Origin of the sequence: Actinoplanes sp. NPDC051343 (assembly GCF_044455125.1) — a bacterium.
In the GTDB taxonomy this organism is placed as follows: domain Bacteria; phylum Actinomycetota; class Actinomycetes; order Mycobacteriales; family Micromonosporaceae; genus Actinoplanes.
The window spans coordinates 1,348,997-1,365,271 of record NZ_JBITEL010000001.1 but is presented as its reverse complement, the minus strand read 5'-3'; the positions used below and the strand labels follow the sequence as shown (position 1 = coordinate 1,365,271).

Here is a 16,275-nt window from a genome sequence, read left to right as displayed (position 1 = left end):
GACTTGGGGTAGAAAGCTACCGACGGAGGGGTTCATATGAAGTACATGCTGATGATGTTCGGCGACGCGGGCACGATGCTGGAGGAGCAGCCCAAGGAGTGGGTGCGCGACATGATCGCCTTCATGGACAGCTTCAACGCGGAACTCGTCAAGAACGGCGAGATGGTGAGCGCCGAGGGGCTCGACTTCCCGTCCAAGGCCAAGACCGTCAGCCTCGTCGGCGATCAGGTGGTGGTCACCGACGGGCCGTTCGCGGAGGCCAAGGAGTCGCTGGCCGGGTTCTGGATCTTCGACGTGGCCGATGAGGCGCGGGCGGTCGAGCTGGCGGGCAAGGTCGTGGTCTGGGCGCGGCGGGTCGAGCTGCGGCAGGTGCCGGCCGGGCCGCCGGAGGTGTGATGGTCCGGGTCGAGGGCCTGCTGCGGGAGCTCGCGCCGCAGGTCCTCGCGGGGCTCGTCAGGCGGTGGGGCCAGTTCGACGCGGCCGAGGACGCCGTTCAGGAGGCGCTGCTGGCGGCCGCGACCCAGTGGCCGCACGACGGCGTTCCGGACAACCCGCGCGGATGGCTGGCGAGCGTGGCCAACCGCCGGCTGATCGACGAGTTCCGCAGTGACAGCGCGCGGCGGCGCCGGGAGGCCGACGCCGGGCAGGAACAGCCGGCCGAGGTGCCGGACACCGACGACACCCTGACTCTGCTCTTCCTCTGTGCGCACCCGTCGCTGTCGCCGCCGTCTCAGCTCGCGCTCACGCTGCGGGCGGTCGGCGGTCTCACCACGGCCGAGATCGCGGCCGCGTTCCTGGTTCCCGAGGCGACGATGGCGCAGCGGATCAGCCGGGCCAAGCAGACGATCCGCAGGTCCGGGCTGGGGTTCGAGCCGCCGCCGGCCGGGGAGCGGGCCGAGCGGCTCAGGGTCGTCCGGCAGGTGCTCTACCTGATCTTCAACGAGGGCTACACCGCGAGCGGCGGTACCCAGCTGCAGCGGGCCGAGCTGACCGGCGAGGCGATCCGGCTGGCCCGGATGCTGCGGGCCGCCGCGCCGAAGGACACCGAGTGCGGGGGCCTGCTCGCGTTGATGCTGCTCACCGATGCGCGGCGGGCGGCGCGCACGGACAGCGAGGGTGATCTTGTGCCGCTCGACCGGCAGGACCGGAACCGGTGGAACAAGGCGTACATCGCCGAAGGGCTTCAGCTGGTCTCGACCAGCCTCGGGCGGGGGCCGATCGGGACCTACCAGTTGCAGGCGGCGATCGCGGCCCTGCACGACGAGGCGGCGTCCGACGCCGAGACCGACTGGCCGCAGATCCTCGCGCTCTACCAGGTGCTGGAGAAGATCTCGCCCAGCCCGGTGCTCACGCTCAACAAGGCGGTCGCGGTCGCCCGCACCAGCGGCCCGCTCGCCGGGCTGGCGGTGCTCGGCGAGCTGGAGGGCGACGAGCGGATGGCCGGCAACCACCGGGTCGAGGCGGTCCGGGCCCACCTCCTGGAGCAGGCCGGCTTCCACGCCGAGGCGAACGCGGCGTACCGGAAGGCGGCCCGGCTGACCACCAGCGTCCCCGAACAGCGCTACCTGCAGCACAAGGCCCTTACGTTGCCCGAACACTGATCGGGCGCCCGGCCGGGCATGATGGAGCCGTGACCGAGGCACCCAGCAAGGGCCTGGTCCTCGTGGTCGAGGACGAGCGCCCGATCGCCGATCTGGTCCGGATGTACCTGAGCCGGGACGGTTTCGGCGTGCACGTCGAACACGACGGCACGGCCGGACTGGCCGCGGCCCGGCGCGTACGCCCGGTCGCGTGCATCCTCGACATCGCGCTGCCCGGCATGGAGGGCACCGAGATCGTCCGCCGGATGCGCGAGGACGGCGACTGGACGCCGGTGATCTTCCTGACCGCCCGGGACGACGAGGTCGACCGCATCATCGGGCTGGAGATGGGCGCTGACGACTACGTCACCAAGCCGTTCAGCCCGCGCGAGCTGGTCACCCGGGTCAAGGCGCTGCTGCGCCGGGCCGCCGGTCCGCAGGAGGGCCGGGTGCGCACGCTCGGGCCGGTCACCCTCGACCCGGGCCGCCGGCAGGTCACCGTGGACGGCCGGCTGCTCGCGCTCACCCCGACCGAGTTCGACCTGCTCGGCCACCTGCTGGGCCGGCCGGGGCGGGTCTTCACCCGGGAGGAGCTGCTGGCCGGCGTCTGGGGGTACGCGTCGCACGCCGGGACGCGTACGGTCGATGTCCACGTGGCCCAGGTGCGGGCCAAGCTGGGTGGCGCCGCGTCGCTGATCCGCACCGTGCGCGGGGTCGGCTACACCGCCGATGCGTAACTTCTTCCGCACCCTGACCGGCCGGGTGGTGCTGGTCACGGCGGCCACCGCGGTCGTCTCGGTGATCATCACGGCGCTGGTCGCGGTGCCGGTCGCGGTCCGGGCGGCCAACATGCAGGGCCGGGCCGAGCTGGTCGAGAAGAGCGCGCTGGCGGTCGAGCTGCTGGCCGACGAGAAGCAGCCGGCCCGCGAGCAGATCGCCAAGTCGCTCCGCCAGGACAAGATCGAGATCTATCTGATCCGGCGCGGCAAGGTCGACCGCCCCGGGTTGCCGCCGGCGATCGTCCAGCGGGTCGCGAGCGGCACGCTGGTCAACACGCGGGCGCCGGTCGCCGGGCGGCCGTCGTTCATCGTCGGGCGCCCGCTGTCGGGAATAAACAACGGCGTCGTGCTGACCCGGGCGGTCGGCGACGGCACCGCGGCCAAGGTGCTGAGCAGCGTCTGGATCGCGCTGCTGGCCGGTCTGCTCGGCGGGGTGCTGGCCGGGGCGGTGCTGGCCCGCTTCATCGCGCGGCCGATCAAACTCGCGGCGGGTGCGGCGGGCCGGCTGGCCGCCGGCGATCGTTCCGTACGCATCTCGCGCCGCGGTTCGGCCGAATCGGCTGATCTGGCCGACGCGTTCAACCAGCTGGCGGCCGCCCTGCAGATCAGCGAGGGCCGCGAGCGCGACTTCCTGCTGTCGGTCTCGCACGAGTTGCGCACCCCGCTGTCGACCATCCGCGGCTACGCCGAGGCGCTGGCCGACGGTGTGGTCGGGGCGGACGGGGCCGGGAAGGCGGGCGCGACGATGCTGGCCGAGGCGGAACGCCTGGACCGGCTGATCTCCGACCTGCTGGTGCTGTCCCGGCTCGAGGCGGCCGACCTGCCGCTCGACGTGGTCGGTGTCGATCTGGCCGAGCTTATCCGGGCGGCGGGCGAGGCGTGGGCGGCGCGTTGCGGCCCGGACGGGCCGGTGCTGCGGGTGGAGGTGCCCGGCCATCCGATCCTGGTCGGCACCGACCCGGGCCGGATCCGCCAGGTGATCGACGGGCTGTGCGAGAACGCGCTGCGGGTCGTCCCGGCCGGGGCACCGCTGGTGCTGGCGGCGCGGGCGGGGGAGTACGCGGGGATCATCGAGGTGCGCGACGGCGGTCCCGGCTTCACCGACGACGATCTCGCGGTGGCGTTCGAGCGGGGTGCGCTCAACCGGCGCTACCGGGGCATCCGCAAGGTGGGCAGCGGGCTCGGCCTGGCCCTGGCGGCCCGGCTGGTCACCCGGCTCGGTGGCCGGATCACCGCCGGGCACGCCCCGGAGGGCGGGGCGATGTTCACGGTCGAGCTTCCTTACACAACCCGAACGTCGCGCTGACCGCAGGTTGGCGGAACGGCCGCAGGATTGCCGCATGACTCGTACTCGGATGGCGCTGATCCTTCCCACCCTCGGCCTGGCCGGTGTGCTGGGCCTGGCCGGCTGCGGTGCCGGGGCCGGCTCGCCGAGCGGCCTCGCCGGAGCCGGCAACGACCTGGCCGACGAGGCGGTCGCGCTGGCCCAGGTCGGCTTCGACACCGGGCTGTCGGACACCCCCGACCCGACGGCCTCGCCCTCGGCCTCGGCCTCGGCCTCGGCCGATGGGAAGTCGCAGGCGGGCAAGCGCGAGCTGCGGCGCAAGGTGATCCGCAAATATCTGCGCAAGAACACCCTGCACGGCGAGGTCACGGTGCAGGGCAAGGACGGTGCGAAGACGATCGTCGTGCAGCGCGGCTCGATCACCGCGGTGAGCGGCACCGGCCTCACCGTCAAGTCGACCGACGGCTACACGCTGACCTGGACGCTGGCCGCCAAGGCGACCGTCGTGCAGGACAAGAAGAAGGCCGGGACCTCGGCCCTGAAGACCGGCGAGCAGGTCGGGGTGGCGGGCACCAAGGACGGCTCGGCGGACAACGCCCGGCTGATCGCCATCAAGTAGCAGAACCAGCAGTAGAAACGGTGGCCCGCATCTCCCTCCCCCGATGCGGGCCACCGTTTTGCCCCCGGCAAAGTCACTACTGCAGGAACGCTCCCAAGGGGGAGAGGAGCAACCGGCCCAGGTCGGCCGAGATGCGGTCGAGGTGGGCGCGCTCCCGGTCGGTGGCCGCCATGTCGTGCCGCATCGACCACAGTTTCTGCGCGTTGCGCCAGGCAACGTTGCGCGTGTATGTCTCGGCGTCGCCCTGCCACCAGTCGTCGAGCGTGCCGCTCATCGTGTCGATCAGCACCTGCCACCGGTCGAGGTAGCCGGTGCTCAGGCCCGGCACCGCCGCCGCGAAGATCGCGTTGATCTGCAGGTAGTCGTGGTGCTGATCGCCGTCGTCGATCGGGTCGGTGCCCAGATGGTCGAACGTGGTCACCAGCGCGAACGGCAGGTCGAAGTTGACGTGTGCGTTGATGCCGGCGCCGGCGGCCGGCAGCGGGTGGTGCCCCGGGTCGGGGATCCGGCGGAACAGCCCGGCCCACACCTGCGGGCAGCGCGGGCTCGCGTCGCTCCAGGCGCGCAGCGCGTCGAAGTAGCGCGCCGCGAACTCGACGTCCAACCGGGAGAGGAACGCCGGGTCGGCGAACCGGCCGGCGTAGAGCCGTTCCAGGACGCCCTCGGTGATCTGAAGGTAGAGCCGGTTGAAGTCGGACAGTGGGTTGTCGTGCAGCAGCGGTGGCACGCGGTCAAGAATGCGTTGCAGCTCGGTGAGCTGCTCCACCACGGCGGGTACGTCGTCGGGGTGTCGGGTGAGCAGGTGATGCATGTCCTGCTGCACCGGGCCCCAGACCGACTGATTCATCGGATCCTCCACGGGCTTACTTCTCGTCGCGGAGGGCCCCCAGCACCGCCCGGCGACCAGTGTCGCCACCGGGCGGTGCTCCCCCGTGCAGGCAAGCCTGGCACTGTCTTACGTACGGGGGATCGGTAGAACTACGTATACGCGCTACGTAGGTAACGAAAAGGTCACGCCGCAGTGAGGTAGACCCGGCTCGCCTGCACGCGGGTGCGCACCTGGAGCTTGTCGAATATGTGACCGACGTGGACGCCGACCGTGCGCTCGCTGATGAACAGCCGCTCGCCGATCTCACGGTTGGTCAGGCCCTCGGCCACCGCGGCCAGCACCTCGCGCTCGCGCTGGGTGAGAACGCCCAGCTCATCGTCGGGTTCGGGGCCCGGCGCCGGCATCTGCACGGTGTCGGCGTCGTCGGCCAGGGTGACCCGGAACTTGCGGGCGATGCTGACGATCTCGGCCGTGAACGGGCGGGCGCCCATGGTGGTCGCGATGCCGTAGGCCTCGCGCAGCGCGGTCACCGCGGCGGGCCGCTTCACCCGGCGCTGCAGGGCCGCCTCGCCCTGCCGCAACCGGGCGTACGCCAGCGGGTAGGGCTGCTGCATGCGGTCCCAGACCTGCGCCGCCCGGGCCCACGGCTCGGGATCGTGGCGGTCGCCGATGCGGTTGAGCTCGGCCGCACACAGGTTGAGGTAGCCGTCGAGGATCGAGCGGACCTTCGGCCCGGCGTCCGCGAAGCCGGCCTTGATGCGCTCGACGACCATGGACAGGCGCCGGATCGCGGCCGGGTCGGTCGGCGCGCCGGCCACGTGCGCCTCGGCCTCGGCGCGCAGCCCGTGCCAGGCCAGCACGCCGAGCAGCACCAGGTCGTCGGAGCGGGTCTCGGTGAGGCCGCGCTGGGCGGCGGCCCGGGCGTCGGCGTGCCGGCCCTGCCACATGGCCAGGCCGGAGCGCAGGGTCAGCATCGGCAGCACGTGCCGGGCGCCGCCGCCGGCCAGCACGGTCGCGACCGCGTCGAGGTCGTTCTGGGCGGCGTCGAGGTCGCCGAAGCCGACCAGGAGACGGCAGCGGGCGAGCAGCAGTTCGACCGCGTCGGCGCCGGACGGGCGGTGCCCCATCCCGGTCTCGATCACCGCCTCGGCCTCGGTCCACTGGCCGACCCGGAACAGGCCGTTGCCGGCGATCGCCAGCAGGCGCGTCTGATAGCTGCGGCCGACGCCCAGCTTGGCCAGCCGCTCGGCGCCGCGGCGGGCGACCAGCACGCCCTCCTCGATGTTGTTGAGCGGGCCGGTGAGCAGCTCGGCCAGGTGCAGGTAGGCCACGCCGAGGTCGTCGGGCCGGCCGGAGCGCTCGGCGATCTCGACCGCGTGCCGGACCACCGAGAGGCCGGCGTCGGTGTCCTCGCGGAACGCCGAGCTGAAACCGAGCGCGGCGCTCGCGCGCACGAGGTCGCTGGTCGAGCCGCCGGCCTCGGCCAGGTCGAGCGCCTCGCGGGCCCGGGCGCCGGCGTCGGCGTACCGGCCCAGGTGGAGCAGTAGTTCGGCCAGGTAGGCGGCCGCCGAGGCGCGCTGGCGGGGCGTGCAGTCGGGGGCCGAGAGGGCGCGCTCGTATTCGACCTCGGCGGTCGCCGAACGGCCGGCCGCCGCCAGGTAGCGGGCCCGGCGCAGGTGCAGGTCGCACTGGCCGGGGGCGTCCGGGCGGCCGGCCAGTTCCTCGAGCCGGGACAGCGCGCGCAGGTGCTCGCCGCACTGGTGGGCCGACTCGGCGGCGTGGGCCAGCAGCTCCGTCCGTTCCGGAGCGTCCTCGGTGGTCAGATCGAGCGCGAGCGTCCAGTAGCGGTGGGCCTCGGTGAAGCCGTAGAGCTGCTCGGCGCCACGCGCGGCGGCGACGACCGAGGGCAGCGCGCGGGCGGGTTCGCCGGCCTTCTGCCAGTGGTGGGCCAGCCGGGCGTGGTCGGTGCCGGCACCGGCCGCTTCCAGGGCTTCCAGGGCCTCGGCGTACCGCCGGTGCAGGGCGGAATGCTCGGCCGGCAGCACCTCGGCCTCGAGGATCTCGGAGACCAGCCGGTGGCGCAGGCGGTAGCCGTCGCGGTCGCTGGCCACCCAGCGCAGGGCGACCGCGGCCCGGACCGCCTCGAGCAGGTCGGGCTCGGGCACCCGGACCACCCCGGCCAGCACCGCGTGGTCGACCGGTTCGACGCCGGCGGCCAGCGCGTGCACGACCGCGTGGGCGGTCGGGGAGAGCTCGTCGACGCGAGCCAGGAAGATCTCGCGCAGCGTGTCGGAGAGCTCGACGCGACCGTCGCGCAGGTCGCGGGCCAGCTCCTCGGCCACGAACGGGTTGCCGCCGGAACGCTTGTAGACCCGATCGGCGTCCTCCGGCTCGGCCTGCTCGCCGGCGATCGCGGTGACCAGCTCGACCGTCTGCTCGCGGTCGAGCGGCGCCAGCTCGACGACGCGTACCGACCGCAGGCGCCGCAGCTCGGCGAGGACGCGGCGCAGCGGGTGGGCGCCGTGCAGGGCCTCGGCCCGGACCGCGGCCAGCACCGACAGCTTCACGTCGCCGAGGCCGGCCAGCAGGTAGAGCAGCAGCTGGCGGGTGGAGCGGTCGGCCCACTGCAGGTCGTCGAGGACGAGCAGCAGGCGCCGGTCGCCGGCCGCGTCGCGGAGGTCCTGGGAGACCCGCTCGAGCAGGGCGCCCGGGTCCGCGGCGGCCACGGCGGGACCACTGTGGCCGGCTTGCCCCGATTGGAACTGGCGTAGCGCCTGGAGAACCGGATGGAGCGGGGAGGCGTCGCCGATGTCCAGGCAGGTTCCGGACAGCACGGCGAAGCCCGTCCCTCGCAACGCGTCGGCGGTTTCCCGCAGCAGCCGGCTCTTGCCGACGCCGCTTTCCCCGGTGACGAACACCGCGGCGGTTCCACCCGGACCGACGTTGCGAAGGTCGGACTGGACTGCGGCCAGCGTGCCGGTGCGTCCGACAAGCGGCCCGTCATCCCCCACGCGGACCATGAAGGGCAGCCTAAACCGAATCGACCTACCACGTTCTCGTCGGTTCGGACCTTTCTTCGTCACAAAATTGACCGGCGTCCGCCCTGTCAGAGATACGTCGTTCTGCAGATCCGTCTCTGGAACGCGCCTGGCACCGTCTTCCCTTGGCAAAGCCGTGATCTGGGGGAGCGTGCAGGATGACCGCAATGGCCTTGGCCGAGCAGGAGCGGCGGCAGACGGTGACCGTCCTCTTCGTCGACATCGTGGGCTTCACCTCGCTGGTCGACGACCTCGACTGCGGGGAGGTCCGCGCGTTGCAGCGTGACTACTTCGCGATCGTCTCGCGGGTGATTCGCGACGGCGGGGGTGTCGTCGAGAAGTACGTGGGTGACGCGGTCATGGCGGTCTTCGGAACCTCGGATGACGGCTTCGGGCCGGAAGCGGCCGCCTCGGCGGTACGGGTGGGCCTGTCGGTTCAGGAGGCGTTGAGGGGGCAACTCCTGGCCGGCAGGTTCGCTGTCCGCACCCGGGTCGGCCTGGCGACCGGCGACGTGATCGTCGACCTGGCCGCCACCCGCGACTACGGCTACGGCATGGTCTGCGGGAGCGTGGTCGCCACGGCGTCGCGGCTCCAGGCGTACGCGCCGCACGACACGGTGGTGGTGTGCCCGGCGACCCGCGAGGTCACCCACCACCTGATCGCCTACCAGGAGATGCCACCGGTGCGGGTGGCCGGCAAGCCCTATCCGCTGGACCTCTTCCGGGCGCTGGAGCCGCTCCGGGAAAGGGTCGGCATGAAGCTTCAACTTTGCGGGGCGGGGGCCGAATAGTGCTGCGTGGTCGCACCCCCCAGCACCCTCGAACTCGGCGAAGACGCCGGGCTCGAAGTGCTGGGCGAGCTCGGCCGGGGTGACCAGGCGGTCGTCTACCACGCCCGCCGGGGCGGAGCCGACTACGCGGTGAAAGTGATGCGCGCAGGCGGCGGCCGCCACGCCGACGCGGTCCGCGACTTCCACCGCCAGGCCGCGCTCCTGGCCCGCGCCGACGACCCGGGCCTGCCCCGGGTGTACGCGTCGGGCACGACCGTCGACGGCAACCCGTACATGGTCATGGACTTCATCCCGGGCGATCGGCTCGACAGCCGGATCGCCGCGGGCCGGTTCGCCGAGGCGGCGGCGGGCCGGCTCGCCTCCGACCTGGCCTCGGCGCTCGGCGCCGCGCACCGGGTCAACCTCGTGCACCGGGACGTCAAGCCGGAGAACATCCTGGTCACGCCGTCGGGCGGGGGCCGGCTGGTCGACTTCGGGCTGGCCACCCGGCTGATCGGTGGCGGGTCCGGTGGGTCCGATCCGGCCGCGGCTGACCGGGGCATCGCCGGCACCCTGATCTACAGCCCGCCGGAGCAGTCCGGCATGCTCAACCGCCCGGTCGACGCCCGCTCCGACCTGTACGCCCTGGGCGTCGTGCTCTTCGAGTGCGTGACCGGGCGGCCGCCCTACGCCGCGGCCGACGTCGGCGAGCTGCTCCGCCAGCACGCGGTGGCGCCGGTGCCGGACCCGCGCGAGGCCGCCCCCGAGCTGAGCGCGACCTTCGCCGCCATCGTCCGCAAACTGCTGGCCAAGGACCCCGACGACCGCTACCAGAGCGCACCCGGCCTGCTCGCCGACCTGCACCGGCTGGCGGCCGGCACCGGAGGCTTCGCCCTGGGCGCCGACGACCGCCCGGCCGCCGTCGCCGAGATCCCGTTGACCGGCCGGGACGACGAGCTGGCCCGGCTGCGGGCCCGCTGGGACTCGGCCGCCCGCGGCGACGGCGGCCTCGTCGTGCTGCGCGGCGGCAGCGGCAGCGGCAAGACCCGGCTCGCGGTCGAGCTGGCCGGCCACGCCGAGGCGGCCGGCGGTGCCGTGCTGCGCGGCGCCGCGATCGCGGGCGACCACCGGCCGCTGGCCGGCATCCGGGCCGCGATCGAGGAATACCTGCGTAGCGGCGAGCCGGCGGTCACCCGCGTACGGGAAGCGGCCGGAACCGGAGCCGCACTCCTGCAGCAGCTTTCCCCGGCCATCGCCGGAGGGCAGGGCTCGCCGCAGGCGGCCGACGCGGTCAGCCGGGAGCAGTTCGCCGCCGCGGTCGCCGGGTTGCTGACCGGCCTGGCCAGGACGGGTCCCGTCCTGCTGCACCTGGACGACGCCCAGTTCTTCGACGAGACCACCGGGCGGGTGCTGTCACGGCTGGCCGCCGGTCTGACCGGGGTCCCGCTGCTGGTCGTGATCACGGCGCCGGACGCCGTCCCGGGCCCGGTCGACGGCCTCGGCACCGACATCGCGCTCAGCCCGCTGCCCCCGACCGCGGTCGACGACCTGCTGCACGCGTTCGCACCGGGCCTGCGGTTCGACACGACCACCGCGGCCCGGGTCGCCATGCTCAGCGGCGGCAACCCGTTCACCGTGATCGAGTACGCCTGGGCGATGTTCGACAACGGGCTGCTCCGGCCGTTCTGGGGCGCCTGGCGTCCGGACGAGGCCGGGCTGCGCGAGCTGGCCCTGCCCGAGGACGCCGCCCAGCTGATGCTGCGCCGGGCCGGCCGGCTCGACCTTCAGGCCCAGCACGTACTGCGGACCGCCGCGATCGCCGGCGCGAAGTTCCCGGCCCGGCTGATCGCCCGCGCCGCGGGCACGCCCGAGCGCCGGGTGCTCGACGTGCTGGCCGAGGCGGCCCGGATCGGGCTGGTCGAGGCGGCCGGCGACGACCGCTACGTCTTCCGCCACGACAGCATGCGCGAGTCGTTCCTGGCCACCCTGCCCGCCGCCGAACTGCGGCGGGTGCACGACCTGATCGCCGGGCTGATGACCGGCTGCACCGAGCCGGTCGACGAATATGCCCTGGTCGAGCACTGCCTGGCCGGCGAGCCGGGGCACGACCCGGCCCGGCTCGTGCGGGCGGCGCGGGCGGCCGGCGAACGGGCGGTCGCCGAGTACGCCCCGCAGACCGCGGTCGCCTACCTCGAGAAGGCGCGCGACGTGGCCGCCGGGTACGGCATCCCGCTCGACCCCGGCTTCGACCGGCTGCTCGGCGTCGCCTACCACCGCAGCGGCCGCTTCGGCGAGGCGCTCGACGCGCTGCACCGGGCCCTCGAGCGGACCGTCGGCCGCTACCCGCGGGCGTACGTCTATCGACTCATCGCCGAGGTGCTGGAGAGCGCCGGCCTGGGCGCCGAGCTCTACGACACCGCCGTACAGGGGCTGGCCGCGCTCGGCCGGCCGCTGCCGTCCGGGCGGGCCCGCCGGCTGGCCAAGACGATGGCGATCGGCGCCGCCGGCCTCGCCGTGCGGGCCACCGGGCTGGGCCGCGGCACCGCCGAGGGCCACACCCGCGACGTCCTGCAGACGCAGAGCGCGCTGTACTACTACGCCGGCTCGGGTGCGGTCCGAGCCCTGCGGCCGGTCTATTCGCTGCTGTTCGCGGTGCTGCAGGCGTGGCCGGTCAACCGGCTCGGGCCGCACCCGCAGCGGGTGCGCAGCCTGGCCTCGGTCGCCGTGCCGCTGCGGGTGGTCGGGCTGCACGGCCTGGCCGACCGGATGGTGCGCAACGCGGCCGGGGAAGCGACCGCGCTAGGCGACCAGGCGGCGCTGACCTGGATCGAATGGATGGACGGGGTTGGCAAGCACGCCGCGGGCAGCGACGACGGCGAGCAGCTGGCCGAGCTCCTGGCCGAGCGGCGGGACCTGATCGACACCGGGCTGGCGCTCGACGCGTACGCGACGGTGATGTGGGACCAGGTGCTGCGCGGCGACACCGGGGCGGCCGAGCGGCTGGCCGGGCGCCGGCGCCACTTCCTTCAGCGGGGCGGGCACGACAACCGCAGCTCGGTGGTGGCGGTCGACGCGTTCCTGCTGGCCCTTCAAGGCCGGGCCGGGGAGGCGGCGTCGCTGGTCGAGCGGTTCGGCGACGGCGCGACGCCGGCCGTGCACGAGCGGATGGACCTGCTGGTGGCGCGCATGCAGGGCGCATACGAGCGGGACGACCTCGGCGCCACGTTCGAACAGCTGACGGCGAGCTACGACGAGCTCGGGCTGCGCTGGTTCGACCTGCTCCCGACCCAGGGTGCCTACTTCGTCTGGCTCGCGTACGGTCGCCTCGAGCGGGGGCGCCGGGTCACCGGCGAGGAACGGGCCTCCGAGATCGCGGCGGCCCGGCGGGCCATCGCCACGCTTCGCAAGCTCGCGCGGCGGACCGTTGTGCAAGGGCATGCGGCGATCGCTTCCGCTTTCCTGGCGTACGTCGAGGGGGCACCCGAGAAGGCCCTGGAGAAACTGGCCGCGGCCGAGAAGGTGCTGCGCCGGCTCGACGCGCCGGCTCCCGCGTACGAGAAGGCGCTGCTCACCGCCCGCTGCCTGACCGATCTGGGGGTGACTGGCGAGGCGGGCCGGCAGGCCCGGCTCGCCCTGACCATCGCCCAGGAACACGGCTGGCTTCCCCGCGCGCGCCGGGTGGCGGCCGAGTTCGGCCTGGACAACGCCGGTGCGATGGCCCAGCCGGGTGCCGCCGGCCGTGGCCGGGACCGGCGCTCGGCCGCCCTCGAACAGGTCACCCTGGCCGCGTCGCGGATCCTCGACCCGGTCAAGCTGACCCGGATCGCGCTCGACGAGACGATCCGGCTGCTCGGCGCCGAGCGGGGGGTGCTGTTCCTGGTCGACCCGGCCACCGAGACGCTCGCCCCGTACGCGGGACGCGACGCGAGCGGCTCCGATCTGGGTGAGCTGGCCGGCTACAGCGCGACCGTCGTGCACCGGGTGCGCGCCTCGCGCGAGCCGCTGGTCGTGACCGGCACCGACGAGGGCGAGGCGATGGGTGCCCGCAGCGTGGTCACGTTCGGCCTGCGCAGCATCCTGGCCGCGCCGCTGCTGCTCGACGAGCGCCTGCTCGGCGTGGTCTATCTGGACAGCCGGGTGGCCGCGGGCGTGTTCACGGTCGACGACGTGGACCTGCTGGCCGCGGTGACCCACCACATCGCGGTGGCGCTGGAGACCGCGCGGGCGGCCCAGCTCGAGGTGGCGGTGGCGACCGCCAACCGGCAGCGCGACCTGGCCGAGACCTTGCGGGCGGCGATGGCCCGGTTCAGCAAGGTCCTCGACCCGTCGACCGTGCTGCGGGAGCTCCTGTCGTTCTCGCTCTCCTCGCCCGGCGGCGATCATGGGTGGGTGCTGCTCGGTGCGGTGGGGGATTCGTCGGTTTCCGTGGTGGACGGACTGACCCTTCCGATGACGCCCGCCCTCGGCTCGCTGCTCGGCATCCACTCGCCACGGCTCGGCGGTGGGTCGTGGACCCGCCTGCTGCACCCCGGCGATGCCGGGAGCTGGCTGGTCATGCCGCTGGAGACCCGCGACGGGCCGGCCGGGGTGCTGGTGCTGGCGGCGGACACGGCCGGCGCGTGGACCGACGCCGACCTCGGCGTGGTGGCGGCCCTGGGGTCGCAGGCGATGGTCGCCTACGAGAACGCGCGGCTGTTCACGCAGGTCAACGAGATGGCGACGACCGACAGCCTGACCGGGGTGGCCAACCGGCGGCGGTTCTTCGAGCTCGCCCGCTCGGCGTTCTCGTCGTCCGAGCCGCTCGCCGCGTTGATGATCGACATCGACTACTTCAAGAAGATCAACGACTCGTACGGCCACCAGGTGGGCGACGACGTGATCCGCGGTGTGGTGGAGCGGCTGGTATCGCGTACGTCCGGGATCGTGGGCCGGTACGGCGGTGAGGAATTCGCCCTGCTGTTGCCCGGGGTCTCCACCTCGGCCGATGCCGCAGGCGAGGCCTTGCGGGCGGCCGTGGCCGACGAGCCGATCCCCACCCGGAGCGGCCCGGTGACCGTGACCATCAGCGTCGGGGTCGCCGTGCGCCGAGGTTCCGAGGAGACTCCGGATACTCTTCTGGGGCGGGCCGATGCCGGTCTTTACGCCGCCAAGCAGGGCGGCCGGAACCGTGTCGTGGCTCACCAGCCGTAACTTTTGCGGGGTTTGTCCGACGGCTCCGGCGGCCGCGCACGGCTCGGCTCACCGGAAGTGTCGGACCGGGCCGGTAGGCTCGCCGCGTCTTGACCACCATGGCTGATTCGGGAGTGCAACCCTGTGACCGCGGAAATCCTGTACGGGGCTGACGACCTCACGCACCTGGAAGGGCTGGACGCCGTCCGCAAGCGCCCCGGCATGTACATCGGTTCGACCGACAGCCGAGGCGTCAACCACCTGGCCAACGAGATCATCGACAACTCGACCGATGAGGGAGTCGGCGGGCACGCGACGGCGGTCTCGGTGATCCTCCATGCGGACGGGTCGGTGCAGATCGACGACGACGGCCGGGGCATCCCGACCGACGTCAACTCGAAGTCCGGGCTCAACGGCGTCGAACTGGTGCTGACCCGGCTGCACGCCGGCGGCAAGTTCGGTGGTTCGGGCTACAAGACGTCGGGTGGTCTGCACGGTGTCGGCGCCTCGGCGGTCAACGCTCTGTCGCTGCGGTTCGACGTGACCGTCCGCCGCGCCGGCAAGGTTCACTCACTTTCCTTCCAGCGCGGCGTGCCGGGCGTCTTCGCCGGCGACGGGCCCGGTGCCTCGTTCACGCCCGAGTCCGGCCTTCAGGTCGTCCGCAAGATGAAGCGCGGCGAGTCCACCGGCACCTCGATCCGGTACTGGTACGACGCGCGCTACTTCGAGACGGGCGCCCGGCTCGACGTCGACATCGTGCGGGCCAAGCTCCGCAACACGGCGTTCCTGGTGCCGGGCGTGGCCTACACGCTGCGCGACGAGACAGCCGAGGAACCGGTCACCGAGACGTTCCACTTCCCGCACGGTCTCAGCGACATGGTCGAGTTCCTCACCCCGTCGGGTGACAAGCCGGTCTCGGGCATCCTGCTGGTCACCGGCGAGGGCACCTACAAGGAGAACGCCGCCGACGCCAACGGCGTGATGCAGTCCAACGTCGAGCGCCGGGCCGAGATCGAGGTCGCGTTCCGCTGGGGCACCGGCTACGAGCGCACCGTCGAATGCTTCACCAACACGATCCGCAACGTGCACGGCGGCACCCACCGCAAGGGCTTCGAGCGCGCGCTCGTACGCGCCCTGGCCGACGCCGTCCGCAACACGCGCGGCCTGCTCAAACCCAAGGAGGACGTGCCGGTCCTCGACGACTTCCTCGAGGGCATGACCGCGGTCATCCACGTGCGGGTGCCCGAGCCGCAGTTCACCTCGCAGACCAAGGACGAACTCTCCACGGCCGGCGTCACCCGGGTGGTGCAGAACCTGGTCGAGGCCCACCTCAAGGAGTTCGTGGACGGCCGCAAGACCAAGGCCGAGGCGCGCACCGTCCTGCAGAAGATCGTCGACGCCGCCCGCGTGCGCCTCACGCAGAAGCAGCAGAAGGACGCGGCCCGCCGCAAGACCGCGCTCGAGGGCGCGTCGATGCCGCCCAAACTGGTCGACTGCCGGGCCACCGGCATCGCCCGCAGCGAGCTCTACATCGTCGAGGGTGACAGCGCGCTCGGCACCGCCCGGATGGCCCGCAGCTCGGAATACCAGGCGCTGCTGCCGATCCGCGGCAAGATCCTCAACGTCCAGAAGGCGTCGCTCCAGCAGGTGCTCGACAACGCCGAGTGCTCGGCGATCGTGCAGGTGCTGGGGGCCGGCTCGGGCCGCACGTTCGACATGGCGTCGATGCGCTACGGCCGCGTCATGATCATGGCGGACGCCGACGTCGACGGCTCCCACATCCGCACCCTGCTGATCACCCTGTTCGCGAAGTACATGCGCCCGGTGATCGAGGACGGCCGGCTCTTCGCCGCGATGCCGCCCCTGCACAAAGTGGTCACCAAGGGCCGCAACGGCGACACCGTCTTCACCTACACCCAGCAGGAGATGGAGTCGACGGTCGCGCGCATCGAGCGCGGCGGCAAGAGCGTGCAGCGGCCGGTGCCCCGGTTCAAGGGCCTCGGCGAGATGGACGCCGACGAGTTGTGGGACACCACGATGAACCCGGCCACCCGCACCGTCCGGCGCATCACGCTGGACGACGCCGAGCGCGCCGAGGCGACGCTCGAACTGCTGATGGGCGAGCGGGTCGAACCGCGTAAGAACTGGTTGATCGAGTCGTCCGGCCGCATCGACCAAGAGACGATCGACGCCTGAGAGGTCCTGT

Annotated in this window: 10 protein-coding genes; 8 read left to right on the top strand and 2 right to left on the bottom strand. The window is 72.9% G+C overall.

Annotated features, from left to right (window positions below):
* Positions 1 to 36 precede the first annotated feature (36 nt).
* From ACIA5C_RS06105 to ACIA5C_RS06085, 5 genes are read left to right on the top strand one after another with little or no spacing between them, the layout of a single operon-like run.
* Positions 37 to 396: a YciI family protein gene (locus ACIA5C_RS06105; RefSeq protein WP_396051740.1), complete on the top strand. Its 360-nt coding sequence runs from the start codon at positions 37 to 39 to the stop codon at positions 394 to 396.
* Complete coding sequence (locus tag ACIA5C_RS06100) at positions 396 to 1,601, top strand: RNA polymerase sigma factor (protein WP_396051738.1); 1,206 nt, start codon at positions 396 to 398, stop codon at positions 1,599 to 1,601. The genes ACIA5C_RS06105 and ACIA5C_RS06100 overlap by 1 nt, the downstream gene beginning before the upstream one ends.
* A 29-nt stretch (positions 1,602 to 1,630) precedes the next feature.
* Complete coding sequence (locus ACIA5C_RS06095) at positions 1,631 to 2,317, top strand: response regulator transcription factor (protein ID WP_396051736.1); 687 nt, start codon at positions 1,631 to 1,633, stop codon at positions 2,315 to 2,317.
* Complete coding sequence (locus tag ACIA5C_RS06090; protein WP_396051734.1) at positions 2,310 to 3,665, top strand: sensor histidine kinase; 1,356 nt, start codon at positions 2,310 to 2,312, stop codon at positions 3,663 to 3,665. Before ACIA5C_RS06095 ends, ACIA5C_RS06090 begins: the two co-directional genes overlap by 8 nt.
* Positions 3,666 to 3,699: 34 nt before the next feature.
* Positions 3,700 to 4,263, top strand: coding sequence for a hypothetical protein (locus ACIA5C_RS06085; protein WP_396051733.1), 564 nt, complete (start codon positions 3,700 to 3,702; stop codon positions 4,261 to 4,263).
* A 76-nt stretch (positions 4,264 to 4,339) separates the two neighbouring features.
* Here the strand turns inward: ACIA5C_RS06085 and ACIA5C_RS06080 are convergent, their stop codons facing one another.
* Together ACIA5C_RS06080 and ACIA5C_RS06075 are read right to left on the bottom strand one after the other, a co-directional pair.
* The gene (locus ACIA5C_RS06080) at positions 4,340 to 5,110 is read right to left on the bottom strand and encodes a DUF5995 family protein (RefSeq protein WP_396051731.1); all 771 of its coding nucleotides are present in this window, start codon (positions 5,108 to 5,110) and stop codon (positions 4,340 to 4,342) included.
* A gap of 164 nt (positions 5,111 to 5,274) precedes the next feature.
* Positions 5,275 to 8,112, bottom strand: a complete 2,838-nt coding sequence (locus tag ACIA5C_RS06075; protein WP_396051729.1) for an AAA family ATPase — start codon at positions 8,110 to 8,112, stop codon at positions 5,275 to 5,277.
* A 176-nt stretch (positions 8,113 to 8,288) separates the two neighbouring features.
* On the opposite strand from ACIA5C_RS06075, the gene ACIA5C_RS06070 reads away from it, so the two are divergent.
* From ACIA5C_RS06070 to ACIA5C_RS06060, 3 genes are all read left to right on the top strand, one after another.
* Positions 8,289 to 8,921 (top strand): adenylate/guanylate cyclase domain-containing protein, encoded by a 633-nt coding sequence (locus ACIA5C_RS06070; protein ID WP_396051727.1) that lies wholly within the window; start codon positions 8,289 to 8,291, stop codon positions 8,919 to 8,921.
* 6 nt (positions 8,922 to 8,927) lie between these two features.
* Positions 8,928 to 14,090 carry a diguanylate cyclase gene (locus ACIA5C_RS06065; protein ID WP_396051725.1) on the top strand — a complete coding sequence of 1,721 codons (5,163 nt, stop codon included), beginning with the start codon at positions 8,928 to 8,930 and terminating at the stop codon, positions 14,088 to 14,090.
* Positions 14,091 to 14,213: 123 nt separating this feature from the next.
* Complete coding sequence (locus ACIA5C_RS06060) at positions 14,214 to 16,265, top strand: type IIA DNA topoisomerase subunit B (RefSeq protein ID WP_396051724.1); 2,052 nt, start codon at positions 14,214 to 14,216, stop codon at positions 16,263 to 16,265.
* Positions 16,266 to 16,275 lie beyond the last annotated feature (10 nt).

Excerpts from the sequence above, each read along its gene's own strand:
- ACIA5C_RS06080 (WP_396051731.1), bottom strand. The coding sequence starts at position 5,110 with ATGAATCAGTCGGTCTGGGGCCCGGTGCAGCAGGACATGCATCACCTG.
- ACIA5C_RS06100 (WP_396051738.1), top strand. The coding sequence starts at position 396 with ATGGTCCGGGTCGAGGGCCTGCTGCGGGAGCTCGCGCCGCAGGTCCTC.
- ACIA5C_RS06085 (WP_396051733.1), top strand. The coding sequence starts at position 3,700 with ATGACTCGTACTCGGATGGCGCTGATCCTTCCCACCCTCGGCCTGGCC.
- ACIA5C_RS06090 (WP_396051734.1), top strand. The coding sequence starts at position 2,310 with ATGCGTAACTTCTTCCGCACCCTGACCGGCCGGGTGGTGCTGGTCACG.
- ACIA5C_RS06070 (WP_396051727.1), top strand. The coding sequence starts at position 8,289 with ATGACCGCAATGGCCTTGGCCGAGCAGGAGCGGCGGCAGACGGTGACC.
- ACIA5C_RS06105 (WP_396051740.1), top strand. The coding sequence starts at position 37 with ATGAAGTACATGCTGATGATGTTCGGCGACGCGGGCACGATGCTGGAG.
- ACIA5C_RS06075 (WP_396051729.1), bottom strand. The coding sequence starts at position 8,112 with ATGGTCCGCGTGGGGGATGACGGGCCGCTTGTCGGACGCACCGGCACG.